Below are 13,274 nucleotides of genomic sequence, written 5' to 3' on the forward strand. Positions count from 1 at the left end.
GTTCTTGAATAATTTAGGGCCAAATTTCTCTTATCTTCTTCCGCTACTTCGTGAACTTGAAGATCTACTAGAACCTGATGATGATGACCTGCTAGGGCTACTAGAGCTTCTTGGTGCAGAACTTGCACGTGAACTAGAGCCAGAACTTCTGTATGTACCGCTACTTCTTGAGCTAGACCCTGAACTTCTAGATGCAGAGGATCTTGGAGTAGTACTTCTGCTTCTTGTTGCAGTTGAGCTACTTCTTGAAGTTGTGCTTCTTGGTGTTGTACTTCTGTTATACGTACCACTACTTCTTGAGCTGGTATTGTATCTAGGTGTAGCACGAGTACTTCTACTTGTTCTATATGAGCGGTTTTGGTCTACACCAACATTTCTGCTTGCGCTAGTTGATGATCTTGAGCTTCTTGTAGCAACATTTCTAGATGAAGTTGAACGTGCTGTTGTACTTCTATATCTAGCAGAGTTAGCTCTAGAAGTTGTTACATTTGAACGCCCACGTAAAGCTGTTGATGAGTTTCCAGTAATGGTATTTGTATTACGGTAAACACCTCTTCTGCTGTTGTTGTAAGCATAAGTTCTTCCATACCTAGCATTGTTATAAGCATATCGTCTTCCGTAATTATAATTATTGTACCCATTATAATACCCAAATGGAGGGCACCATGTACCTACATAGCCATAACCGTATCCACCATAGCCATAGTATCCACCCCAGCCAAAGTTGTTCCATCTATTCCATCGGTTCCAGCCATAACCATAGCCTCCCCAACCGTAACCACCGTAGCCATATCCATTCCACAACCAAGGTGAACTCCATCCGTATCCCCAGCTATTGTCATAAACATTAATATTTACGCTTGTGGCATTATCTCCCCAACCACCATAAGAAGCATAATCATTATCACTATTATAATAATCAGTTAAATTACTATTCGGAATACTATCATTCTCAACACTCGAATAAGAATCAACATCTGTGAAAATTTCACCGTCCATTACATTCTCATATTGATTTGATTGTAAAGCGAAATAATCAGAATAAACATCTTTATCTTCAACTGCTTTTTGTTGATTTGGTGTACTTTTTTCTGTCCTTACTGGCCGGTCTGCATTATCTGCATAAATGCCATCATTGTCATAATAAGTAGCTTGTTGATATGATCCGCAAGAGGTAATTAAAATACCCACTAAACCCATAAGGGTCGCTGTGCGAAATTTTTTGAGGGGTAGAGAATTAATCATAGCTATAGAATTTATTGTTGAACATACTAAAAATAACTAGTTTTACCCAACTATTTTCTATCAATAACACAAGTTTTGTGCCAAAGTACTGTTAATGAGCAAAAATTTAACTAAGCGAGAAGAAGACTATTCCAAATGGTATAATGAATTGGTTGTAAAGGCCGATTTAGCCGAAAATTCGGGGGTTAGAGGCTGTATGGTCATTAAGCCTTACGGATACGCAATTTGGGAAAAAATGCAAGCAGCATTAGATAAAATGTTTAAGGAAACAGGTCATGAGAATGCCTATTTTCCGCTATTTATACCAAAATCATATTTAAGCAAAGAAGCTAGCCATGTTGAAGGTTTTGCTAAAGAATGTGCTGTGGTAACACATTATCGTCTTAAAAATGACGAGAATGGCGAAATCATAGTAGATCCAGAAGCCAAACTTGAGGAGGAACTAATTGTTAGGCCAACTTCTGAGACTATTATTTGGGATACATACCGTAGATGGATACAATCATACCGAGATTTACCCCTTTTAATTAATCAATGGGCAAACGTAGTACGATGGGAAATGCGTACACGATTATTTTTGAGAACAGCAGAATTTCTATGGCAAGAAGGTCATACGGCTCATGCTACTGAAAAAGAAGCAATTGATGAAGCAGAGCAGATGTTAAAAGTATATGCTGAGTTTGCTGAAAACCATATGGCAATGCCGGTAATTCAAGGTGTAAAAACTGAAAACGAGCGTTTTGCAGGTGCAATTGAAACGTATTGTATTGAAGCATTAATGCAAGATGGCAAGGCGTTACAAGCTGGTACATCGCATTTTTTAGGTCAAAATTTCGCTAAAGCTTTTGATGTAAAATTTGCAAATAAAGAAGGTAAGAAAGAGTATGTTTGGGCGACTTCATGGGGCGTTTCAACACGTCTGATGGGTGCCTTAATAATGACGCATAGTGATGATAACGGACTTGTTTTGCCACCAAAACTAGCCCCAATTCAAGTGGTAATTGTACCAATCTACAGAGGGCTGGATCAATTAGATGCTATTTCAGAAAAAGTAGCGCCACTTGTAAAAGAATTGCGTGCAAAAGGTATTTCTGTAAAATTTGACAATCGTGATACGCACAAACCAGGATTCAAGTTCAATGAATATGAATTGAAAGGTGTACCAGTTCGTTTGGCAATTGGACAGCGTGATATGGATAATGGAACTTATGAGGTAGCTAGGCGTGATACTTTAGTAAAAGAGACTGTTGCAGCAGATGAGGTAATTGCTAAAATTGAGTTTTTAATGGAAGATATTCAGAGGAATATTTACCAAAAAGCATTCGATTTTCGTAAAGAAAACGTGACTGAAGTGAATTCTTATGAAGAATTTAAAAAAGTTTTAGAAGAAAAAGGTGGATTTATTTCTGCACATTGGGATGGTACAAATGAGACAGAAGAACGCATTCAAACTGAGACAAAAGCTACTATTCGCTGTATTCCTTTAGATGTTAAAGAGGAAGAAGGAGTGTGTATGGTAACAGGCAAATTATCAACAAAAAGAGTTTTATTTGCAAAAGCTTATTAATTTTTTTGTCTAGTACTTGTGATAGTAAAAAATAATTGTATTTTTGCATCCGCAATTGCGCAAATAATGGTCCGTTCGTCTAGGGGTTAGGACGCCAGGTTTTCATCCTGGTAACAGGGGTTCGATTCCCCTACGGACTACAAACACTCATATTGAGTATAAAAAATAGTAAAGTAGAATGGCAAATCACAAATCGGCATTAAAGAGAATACGCAGAAACGAAGCTGTACGTCTACGTAACAGATATCAGCACAAGACAACACGTAGTGCTATTAAGAAGTTACGTGGTACAGAGAAGAAAGAGGATGCTGAGAAATTGTTTCCTGAAGTTTCTAGTATGATTGATAGACTTGCAAAACGCAATGTGATTCATGCTAATAAGGCAGCTAACTTGAAAAGTAAATTAGCAAAGCATATTGCTGCTTTATAGTTTATTCTATTACAAAATTAAAAAGCTTCAGCGTTTACGTTGAGGCTTTTTTGTTGCGTATAATTAAAGTTTAAATCTTCTCATTTTCAATAGGCCAATCATGAAACAAGTATACATTAGTACAATAAGACTGATGTGTATAGTTCTTAAGTTGTTATAATTGGCTAAAGTTATATCTAAGTTGAGGTTTTTATAAATAGTGATAGGGGTATAACCTAAATGAAAAATCAGCAAACCTAAACTTATCCATAAAAGTAAATTTGTTGTAAGGTGTGTGCGATTTACTTTTGACCATTGTTCGCGCAAATATGTGATGCTGGCCGTAATTAGAATTGTAGAGCCAATTATGTAAGCATACCAAAGTTCATATAGCATTGGGTTCAGAAAGATTGCATTTATCGTTAGACTTAAGATAAATGCTAATGCCCCATACTTAAGTACATTTTTAAATTGTGCATTAGATATTGATTTCCAATAGACATAAAAGAAAAATGAAAAGAAGATTAAATCATATATATTATATATTAATAACGTATAAGAAGTGTATTTTTCTTCGGAAAAAAGAGTGAAATCCGGAAAATTGTAAATTAATGCTCCTAGAATTTCAGTACACATTGTATAACCTATTATAATAGGAAAATACTTTAGTGTTGAATCAAAGTACTTTGGTAGTTTAATAATTGAAAGTACCCAAGTAAGGGCATAGAGCACAATAAAAAAATTATTTTTTAGTAGTTCTAACACACAGCAGTATTCAATTAATAGTATAGGTTTTAATGATGTGGAGGCGGAGCACTATTTCCCTTGTTTAAGGTTAAACTTTTTGCAACAAACATTGCATTTGGTATAGTGTTGTTATTTGCAGTTGACGTATTCGGTAAAAATGAAGCATGGGCCTTACTATTTTCATATAGATTGGTGTTTCCGTTACTTTCATTGTTGCCAAATATTAGTTCGAAATCATCTGTTAGTAATTGTGGTTTAATACTTTTTAAATTGCTATCATCAATTGCAAAAATGAAATCTCTATTATTTGCTTTCAATGTTGGTGATATCATTATAGAATTTTGCCGAGGGTGTATAGCTGATTTTTCATCGGCCTTGTTATTAGAGAAATAAAAACGCAGTGTTGAAATTTCAACATTCGCTTCAGCAGCTTCTTTTTCAATATAATTTAGATAGTTTTTTATGGTTTTATAATCCCAGTAGACATATCTAGCAACGTCAAAACCTTTTCCATTCGGGTCATTTGCATCCTGTTGTATATTTTGATTTATCCAACGCTTATCACTTCTATTTATAGAATCTTCATATTTCTGAATTAAATTAACCCTGCGATTTTCATAAGTTAGATAGTGTTCTCTGGCAATATTTATGTCAATAATTTCATCTGGTTGTTTAGTGATAGAATCCTTTTGATTGTCTTTAACTTCGGGTGTTTGACCTTTTTCATTTTTACAATTATATAAGGTAAAACCAATAAGTACTACTAGAGATAGAGAAGAAAATAATCTTTTTGTGTGCCTCATAATACATTAAGTTTTAAGCGTTAAAAAAACTAAACCATTAATGGGGGAACACATTTATTATATACTAAAATAGCATATAATATTTTCAAAGGATAATTATTCTTTAGTAAATCGATAAAATGGAATTATGGAATAAAAAAAATCCAATGAAATTAATCATTGGATTTTTTTTATTTAAAGTTGAAAAGCTTATTGATTCATAGTCATCAAAAACTCTTCATTCGTTCTAGTTTGTTTGATGCGCTGTTCAATGAATTCCATTGCTTCAACAGGGTTCATATCTGCTAAATACTTACGCAATATCCAAAGACGTTGAATCGTGTTTTCATCCAATAATAGATCATCTCTACGTGTACTTGAAGAAGTCAAGTCAATTGCAGGGAATATTCTACGGTTTGATATTTTACGATCTAATTGTAGTTCCATGTTACCAGTACCTTTGAATTCTTCAAAGATAACCTCGTCCATTTTAGAACCTGTTTCAGTTAATGCAGTAGCAATAATTGATAATGAACCACCATTTTCAATGTTTCTAGCAGCACCAAAGAATCTTTTAGGCTTGTGCAATGCATTAGCATCAACACCACCACTTAATACTTTACCAGACGCTGGTTGTACTGTGTTATATGCTCTAGCCAATCTTGTAATAGAATCTAATAGAATTACGACATCATGACCACATTCTACTAGTCGTTTTGCTTTTTCTAATACGATGTTAGCAATACGAACGTGTTCTGAAGCCTCTTTGTCAAAAGTAGAGGCAACTACCTCACCACGAACATTACGTTGCATGTCGGTAACCTCTTCAGGTCTTTCATCAATTAGCAATACAATTAAATATACTTCAGGGTGATTTGCTGCAATTGCATTTGCAACACTTTTCAATAACATGGTTTTACCAGTCTTAGGTTGCGAGACAATCATGCCTCTCTGACCTTTACCTATAGGCGAAAACATATCAATAATTCGAGTAGAGATATCGCTCTGGCGATCTGCAAGATTAAATTTTTCTTGTGGAAATAATGGTGTCAAATGCTCAAAAGCAACACGGTCACGTACCACTTGAGGATCAATACCATTAATTTTTATCACCTTAATAAGTGGAAAATATTTCTCACCTTCTTTTGGTGGACGAACATTTCCTAAAACAGTATCACCATTTTTCAAACCGAAAAGACGAATTTGAGATTGTGATACATAAATATCATCAGGTGATGATAAATAATTATAATCAGATGATCTTAGAAAACCGTAACCATCTTGCATTATGTCTAAGACACCTTCACTTTCAATAATACTGTCGAATTCAAATTCAGGTTGCTTGTAGCGGTTTTTCAGCTCTTTATCAAAATTGCTCTTATCGTGAGGTTGTTTTTGATTCTGATGACGTGGATTTTTGTTGTTCTGATTTTTATGAACAGGAGTGTTTTTTTGAATATCCTTTCTAGGATTAGGCCTATTGGGTTGCTGTCTTTTGCTTTCAATAGAATCGCTAGTTTTTTGAGACTTTTCTACCTTATCAACAGTAGGGCCTTGCGGTTTTTTAACTTCTTGAGTTGGTTTAGCCGCAATAGGCTTTTTGATTTGTGCAGGTTTAACCACCCTTTTCGGTCGTGGTTTTTCCTCTTTCTTTTCTATTGCTGGTAATATTTCAGCAGCAGCTTTAGGATTTGTGGCTTGAAGGTCTAGTATTTGATATACTAAATCTAATTTTTTTAAGGTTTTGAATTTTGGAACATTCAATCCTTTTGCTATTTCCTGTAATTCAGGCAGCTTTTTAGCTTTTAAATCTGAAATTTCAAACATGAAGTTGGTAAATAAATTATACTAAATAAAGAAGTTATGAAGTGTATTGTTATTTGGGTATTGATTGGGATTGATTTCCCTAAAGGCAAGTACTATAACTAATAACGACACAATGATACGAATTATTTTAAATAATTAGTCGATAAATTTTAAAAAGACACGTATTTTTGCTGTTCAAAACAGTTTTAAGGCTATGATTCAAAGAATTCAGACGGTTTATTTACTTATTGTGGCACTATTAGGTGCTGCTTTACCGTTTCTGTTTAGTCTATGGATTGATGCTCAAGCTAAAGAGGTATTTGCTCAAAATGAGCCTTTTATTTTAATTACCTTTATCGCTTCAGCTGTTTTAGCCATAAGTACAGTGTTCCTTTATAAAAATAGAAAAAATCAATTTGTAGCGAACAGATTGAATATAATATTAAATTTTTTTTTACTGGGATTTTTCGTTTACCGGTCACTAAACATATCCGGAGAAAGTAACATTTCTGAGAAGGGTATTGGGATGCTTATTCCTATTGTTTCTATCGTTTTTCTGGTTCTTGCCAATAGAGCCATCAAAAAGGATGAGGATCTTGTAAAATCTGTTGATCGTTTACGTTAAACCAAACATCTTAGTAGTATTAGTGCGAAGAAACCCTGATGGAAACATCAGGGTTTTTTGCATTTATTGAAACCCTTGAATCACAATATTTTAGCAATTTTTGAGTTTTACTAATCACCTATAATCTAAATTGTAATTCTGATTCGTTAGACTTAACCAAACTTAACCATGAAAAATCTACTTTATTTAGCCGTATCTTTTTGTGTATTATCCGTATCAACATCGTGCGTATCTACCAATCAATTAACAATGAATGCGGTGCAACCTGCGCCAGTTCCGATTCCGAATGATGTTCAAAATATTGGAATAATCAATAGAAGTCTACCTTCTGAAGGTCACAAAACAATTGATCAAATCGACAAAATTCTATCCGTAGAAGGAAAAAACCTTGATAAGCATGGTGCAGAGGCAGCCGTAGTAGCTTTGCAGGATGAACTTATTGCTGAAGGACGTTTTGAAAATATAGTGAACATTGAAAATGAAACTGAATTACAAAAAGGAGTAGGCGTGTTGCCAGCAACTTTAACTTGGAGCCAAGTAGAGGCGCTTTGTGATAAATATGCTGTTGATGTTATTTTTTCATTAGCATATTATGATACAGATACTAAAGTTGATTATAAATTAACAACTATTGAATATCCGAATAGTTTGGGTATAAAACTACCGATACCTGGTCATGAGGTAACACTTAGAACACTTATTAAAAATGGTTGGAGGGTATATGACCCAAAAAGCAAGCTAATTCTAGATGAATATAGTTTTAATGAGAATATTGTAGGTGTTGGTAAAGGAATTAACCCAATTGAAGCAGTTAAAACTGTAATTAACAGAAAGGAAGCTGTTGTTGAGCACAGTAAGAATATTGGTAATGCTTACGCTAGAAGAATAAGACCTTATAGCAGAAGAGTGACTCGTAATTATTTTGTGAAAGGCACTGATAATTTTGTTGTAGCTAAAAGAAGAGCGCAAACAGGTGACTGGGATGGCGCTGCTAAATTGTGGGAAAGTGAACTAAACAACCATGATGAAAAAGTTGCGGGTAGAGCCTATTACAATATGGCGATTAGCAATGAAATTAATGGTGACCTAGATAAAGCTGTAGAATATGCTTCAAAATCATATTCAGATTATAGAAATAGCGAAGCATTACGTTACTTAGATATATTACGCTATAGACAAAGACAAAATAGAGAATTGAATAGACAAGTTAGTAAATAAGAATATTGCACTTGTAAAAGTGTAACTGTGGGGCAAGAAAAGCCGATACGATAGTTTAGCTATTGTATCGGCTTTTTCTTATCCTCGTTTTCCTAGTTCTATTACCTCTAAATTTTTAATATCAGCACCATCAATTTCAAATCGTAGCATTGTGCGTATTTGGTGGAAGCCATGTTTACCGCAAGCCCCAGGATTCATATGTAGTACATCTAATTTTTTGTCGCGCATTACTTTTAAAATATGAGAATGGCCGCAAATAAATAGTTTAGGCGGATTCTGCCGTATTTCATTTCTGGTTCGCTCATTGTATTTTGGAGGATAACCCCCTATGTGTGTGATTAGCACATCAACCTGCTCGCAAAAAAAACGATTATTTAATGGAAATTCTTTTTGAATAATATGGTTGTCAATATTACCATAAACCGCTTTAAGCGGTTTGATAGCTTGTAATTTGTCAGTGACTTCTAAAGAGCCAATATCGCCCGCATGCCATATTTCATCTGCTTGAGCCGCATACTTTAAAATCTTGTCGTCAATATGTCCGTGGGTATCTGATAGTAAAAGTATTTTGGTCATTCTTAACTTATAACTTGATTATCTTTGCATGCACAAAGCTAAAGAATCGGTTTGAGATATTTCATTGAGTTTTCATACTTCGGTAAAGCCTACCATGGTTGGCAAGTTCAGCCGAATGCAATAACAGTGCAGCGGGTTCTTGAAGAAGCCTTTAGCACCATTATGGGGCAAGAGATTTCTTTGGTAGCAGCCGGTAGAACAGATGCTGGGGTTCATGCCAAGCAGATGTTTGCACATTTTGATAGTGATGAAATTGAAAATTCTGACGATTTAGTATTCCGATTAAATTCTTTATTGCCAGAAGATATTGCAGTAAAGTGCATTTTTGATGTTCCACATGATTCACACGCACGTTTTAATGCTACAGAACGCACCTATGAATATTGGCTTGTACAGCAAAAGAATCCGTTTTATACAGATGAGGCGCATTATGTAAATAGGTCACTAGCCGTTGATAAGATGAATGACGCGGCAACTTTGATGCTGAGCTATTCTGATTTCGAATGTTTTTCAAAATCAAAAACAGAAGTACATACGTATTTGTGTGACCTCAAAAAAGCAGAATGGAGAATGGTTGATGACCGCTTGGTATTCACTATTACAGCGGATCGATTTTTACGAAATATGGTACGTGCTATTGTAGGAACCTTATTGGAAGTTGGATTAGGTAAATGGAATTTAGATGATGTTAAAAATATCTTAGAAAGTAAGAATCGCTCTAAAGCAGGGGCTTCAGTGCCTGCAAAAGGGTTATATTTGGTGGCTATAAAATATCCTTCCAAAATAATAAACAGCTAGTATTTAATGAGTGAAGATAAAACTGGAAATGCATTTGATTTTAACCTTTTCAAAAGGTTGGTTGCGCTTACAAAACCCTATCGCTTAATTTTTTGGTTTGTAGCTATTACTGCAGTGTTAATTTCAATTTTTGCAATTCTTACAGCGGTTTTTGCGGGTGATATTGTCAATGAAGGCATCAAAACTAAAGATGCTAGCGTGTTATTGAAATTGACGCTAATGATGTTTGGGCTTTTAGTGGCAGAAGTAATTTCGCAGCTAGGTTTTAACTATTACGCAAATTGGTTAGGTGAATCAGTAATTAAGGATGTTCGTGTTTCACTTTTTCAAAAGATGCTTGGTTTCAAAATGAAATATTTTGATTCTTCATCATTGGGTGTTTTAGTGACTAGGGCAGTAGCAGATATGCAGCGTATTGGTGAAATTTTTAGTCAAGGTTTCTTTGTTATTGCAGCAGATATGTTAAAAATGTTAGCTGCAGCAGGGGTTATGTTATGGTTGAATTGGAAGTTGGCATTAATTGTTTTTGGGTTGCTTCCCGTAATCTTATACGCAACTAGAGTTTTTCAAAAGGCCATGAAGGTAGCCTTTAAAGAAGTGCGTGCGCAGGTATCTAATTTGAATTCTTTTGTGCAAGAACGCATAACCGGAATGAAGATAGTACAACTTTTTACCCGTGAAGAAATTGAAAAAGAAAAATTTAGGACTATTAATGAAAAACATCAAAACGCCTGGTTGAAAACGGTTTGGTACAACTCTATATTTTTTCCGATAGCTGAGATTGTAAATGCCTTGGCTATTGGTTTAGTAGTTTGGTTTGGAATTTTGCAAAGCGTAGATAACCTTGATAAGACATATGCCGGTACTATAATTACCTTTTTCTTTTTGATTAATATGTTGTTCAGGCCATTACGGCAGATAGCTGATAAATTTAACACCTTGCAAATGGGTATGGTTGCGGCCAATCGTGTATTTGATATTTTAGATACTGATAGTCGTATTGATGACTTAGGTACTGTTGTAAAAGATGAAGTGAAAGGTGATATTAAGTTTTCAAATGTACATTTCAGTTATGTAGCAGATGAAGAAGTACTTCATGGTATTTCTTTTGATGTAAAAGCAGGTGAAACGGTTGCAATAGTTGGTGCTACAGGTGCTGGTAAATCAACTATTATCAATTTGTTGAATAGGTTTTATGAAATTGATTCGGGCAGTATTTTTATTGATGACGTTGCTATTAATGATTATAAATTGGGATCCCTGCGAGGTAAAATAGCAGTTGTTTTACAAGATGTTTTTCTGTTTGCAGATACCATTGCAAATAATATTTCATTAAAAAATAAAGAAATAAGTATTGCTGAAATTGAAGCAGCAGCTAAGCAAATAGGGGTAGATGAATTTATTTCAAGTTTACCTGGCGGTTATCAATACAATGTAAAAGAGCGTGGTACAATGTTGAGTAGTGGTCAGCGTCAGTTGATTGCTTTTTTACGGGCATATGTGAGTAACCCAAGTATTTTAGTCTTAGATGAAGCTACCTCTTCGGTAGATACTTATTCAGAACAATTAATACAGAGTGCAACAGATAAAATTACAGAAGGGCGTACCTCAATTATAATTGCACACCGTTTAGCTACGATAAAAAAGGCAGATAAAATTTTGGTTATGGATGCTGGTCTAATTGTCGAAACCGGTACACATCAAGAATTATTAAAGAAAGGTGGTTATTACAGAAACCTCTACGAAGCTCAATTTTTAGTAGATGAAGTTGTTTGATTAAATTAAATCTTCTTTCATTATTTCTGTCAATTCATCAATGTCTTTGTAATCAACAAATCCTCCATTCTTAACATAAGAAATTTTACCAGTTTCCTCACTTACAACTAAAGCAAGTGCATCAGTTTTCTCAGAGATGCTAAGAGCTGCTCTATGCCGTAGGCCATATTTTAAAGGAATATTGCGATCATTCCCCACAGGTAAAACTACCCGTGTAGCTACAATGAAATTGTCTGCTATAATAGCTGCACCATCATGTAGTGGACTATTTTTATAGAAGATACTTTCAATAATTGGTTGGGTCACCTCAATATTCATTTGGTCACCTGAATTTTTTACAAATTCTAAAGAGTTCGTTCTTTCAATAACCAATAGCGCTCCGGTTTTAGATTCACTCATTCGCTCACATGCTTTTAATAAACCTCGTAAATTAAGGTCGCTTGTTAAGCCCTCTTTTTGTCTTAAAAATTTGAAGTGCTTTATGAAATTACGCTTGTTTGAAAAATTTGTAGATCCAATCATCAACAAAAACTTTCTTATTTCTTGTTGAAAAACAATTATCAAGGCAATAAGTCCTACTTGCATAAATTGACCAACAAGACTACTTATCATTTGCATGCCAAGTAATTCTGTCAATTTCCAGAACCCCCAAACAATAACAATTCCGATAAAAATATTGATTGCAACCGAGCCGCGAACCAATTTGTAAACATAATAGAGTAAGATAGCGACTAGAATTATGTCGATGAAGTCGGTAATCTTAAAATCGATAAAATTCAAAAAATCCAATCCGTAGTGTTTTTGTAAAATTAGAAAAAAAAGGGTTATGCAGTAGCACCAATTAATTCTTCATATAAATGCACGCATTCTATCGCTTCTTTTACATCATGAACTCTAAGAATATTAGCGCCTTTGTCTAAGGCTAACATGTTTAATGCAGTTGTTCCGTTTAGTGCAGACACAGCATTTATGTTTAGCGTTTTAAAAATCATTGATTTTCGGCTAAGTCCTGCTAATATTGGCACGTCAAAGGTTTTTAAAAGATTTAAATGTTGTAATAATTCAAAATTTTGAGGTCTTGTTTTAGAAAATCCGAAGCCAGGGTCAATGATTATATCGTTGATACCTAATTCTCTGGCTAAGTTTATTCGTTCAGAGAAGTACTTTCGAATTTCAATACTAATATCATTATAATCGGTTAGTTCACGCATTGTTTTCGGTGTACCTCGCATATGCATCATAATGTAAGGCACTTTATATTTTGCAACAACTTGCATCATTTTGGCATCTAACATACCTGCAGAAATATCATTAATAAGCGCTGCTCCTATTTCTAAGCATCGTTCAGCAACTATACTTCTAAAGGTATCTATAGATAGAATAACTTCCGGAAATTCTTTAAGTAACAATGCAACAATGGGCAACATTCTATTCAACTCTTCATCAATAGAAATATCATCGGCACCAGGTCTTGAGCTATATGCGCCTAAATCAATAAATGTGGCACCTTCGGTAAGCATTTTTTCGGTATGTAGTAAAATTGATTTAGGGTCAGAATGCTTTCCTCCGTCATAAAAAGAATCAGGAGTAAGGTTCAAAATACCCATAACTTTAGGTGAACTGAGATTAATAAGTTCTTGCTTGCAATTAATGGTCATTGAATATTTATATTTGGGCTTTTTAGGTTACATTTCTGTTAATACCAAGAGTTATCGGTACATGACT

The 13,274-nt window shown here is 34.5% G+C and carries 13 protein-coding genes and 1 tRNA gene; 7 read left to right on the plus strand and 7 right to left on the minus strand.

Going from position 1 to position 13,274, the window contains the following annotated elements:
- Positions 1-30: 30 nt before the first annotated feature.
- Entirely contained in the window at positions 31-1,245 is a 1,215-nt protein-coding gene (locus JQC67_RS08985) for a hypothetical protein (RefSeq protein WP_203252479.1), read from the minus strand.
- Between the two features lie 94 nt (positions 1,246-1,339).
- Here JQC67_RS08985 and proS point away from each other — a divergent pair, with 94 nt between their 5' ends.
- The 3 genes from proS to rpsT all read left to right on the plus strand — a co-directional run bounded on the left by proS (position 1,340) and on the right by rpsT (position 3,242).
- A complete protein-coding gene (proS, locus tag JQC67_RS08990) occupies positions 1,340-2,812 on the plus strand; it encodes a proline--tRNA ligase (RefSeq protein WP_203252480.1) in 1,473 nt (490 codons plus the stop codon).
- Between the two features lie 68 nt (positions 2,813-2,880).
- Positions 2,881-2,952 (plus strand) — tRNA-Glu (locus JQC67_RS08995).
- Positions 2,953-2,990: 38 nt separating this feature from the next.
- Positions 2,991-3,242, plus strand: coding sequence for a 30S ribosomal protein S20 (gene rpsT, locus JQC67_RS09000; protein WP_203252481.1), 252 nt, complete (start codon positions 2,991-2,993; stop codon positions 3,240-3,242).
- A 63-nt stretch (positions 3,243-3,305) separates the two neighbouring features.
- On the opposite strand, the gene JQC67_RS09005 is transcribed toward rpsT, so the two are convergent.
- From JQC67_RS09005 to rho, 3 genes are all read right to left on the minus strand, one after another.
- Positions 3,306-3,986 (minus strand): hypothetical protein, encoded by a 681-nt coding sequence (locus JQC67_RS09005; protein WP_203252482.1) that lies wholly within the window; start codon positions 3,984-3,986, stop codon positions 3,306-3,308.
- A gap of 29 nt (positions 3,987-4,015) precedes the next feature.
- Positions 4,016-4,771 (minus strand): hypothetical protein, encoded by a 756-nt coding sequence (locus tag JQC67_RS09010; protein ID WP_203252483.1) that lies wholly within the window; start codon positions 4,769-4,771, stop codon positions 4,016-4,018.
- Between the two features lie 189 nt (positions 4,772-4,960).
- The gene (rho, locus tag JQC67_RS09015) at positions 4,961-6,577 is read right to left on the minus strand and encodes a transcription termination factor Rho (protein WP_203252484.1); all 1,617 of its coding nucleotides are present in this window, start codon (positions 6,575-6,577) and stop codon (positions 4,961-4,963) included.
- 193 nt (positions 6,578-6,770) lie between these two features.
- Between rho and JQC67_RS09020 the strand changes: the two genes are divergently transcribed.
- Entirely contained in the window at positions 6,771-7,181 is a 411-nt protein-coding gene (locus JQC67_RS09020) for a DUF4293 domain-containing protein (protein WP_203252485.1), read from the plus strand.
- 168 nt (positions 7,182-7,349) lie between these two features.
- Positions 7,350-8,399 carry a DUF6340 family protein gene (locus JQC67_RS09025; protein WP_203252486.1) on the plus strand — a complete coding sequence of 350 codons (1,050 nt, stop codon included), beginning with the start codon at positions 7,350-7,352 and terminating at the stop codon, positions 8,397-8,399.
- 78 nt (positions 8,400-8,477) lie between these two features.
- On the opposite strand, the gene JQC67_RS09030 is transcribed toward JQC67_RS09025, so the two are convergent.
- Complete coding sequence (locus JQC67_RS09030; protein WP_203252487.1) at positions 8,478-8,975, minus strand: metallophosphoesterase family protein; 498 nt, start codon at positions 8,973-8,975, stop codon at positions 8,478-8,480.
- Between the two features lie 51 nt (positions 8,976-9,026).
- Between JQC67_RS09030 and truA the strand changes: the two genes are divergently transcribed.
- Both truA and JQC67_RS09040 read left to right on the plus strand, forming a co-directional pair.
- Entirely contained in the window at positions 9,027-9,773 is a 747-nt protein-coding gene (gene truA, locus JQC67_RS09035) for a tRNA pseudouridine(38-40) synthase TruA (protein WP_203252488.1), read from the plus strand.
- Between the two features lie 6 nt (positions 9,774-9,779).
- On the plus strand, positions 9,780-11,549 hold the full coding sequence (locus JQC67_RS09040) for an ABC transporter ATP-binding protein (RefSeq protein WP_203252489.1): 1,770 nt from the start codon (positions 9,780-9,782) through the stop codon (positions 11,547-11,549).
- Here JQC67_RS09040 and JQC67_RS09045 read toward each other — a convergent pair whose 3' ends face one another.
- Both JQC67_RS09045 and folP read right to left on the minus strand, forming a co-directional pair.
- Positions 11,550-12,338, minus strand: coding sequence for a diadenylate cyclase (locus JQC67_RS09045; protein WP_203252490.1), 789 nt, complete (start codon positions 12,336-12,338; stop codon positions 11,550-11,552).
- Between the two features lie 35 nt (positions 12,339-12,373).
- Entirely contained in the window at positions 12,374-13,207 is an 834-nt protein-coding gene (gene folP / locus JQC67_RS09050; protein ID WP_203252491.1) for a dihydropteroate synthase, read from the minus strand.
- Positions 13,208-13,274: the final 67 nt, after the last annotated feature.

The organism is Aurantibacter crassamenti, assembly GCF_016811105.1.
GTDB classification, from domain to species: domain Bacteria; phylum Bacteroidota; class Bacteroidia; order Flavobacteriales; family Flavobacteriaceae; genus Aurantibacter_A; species Aurantibacter_A crassamenti.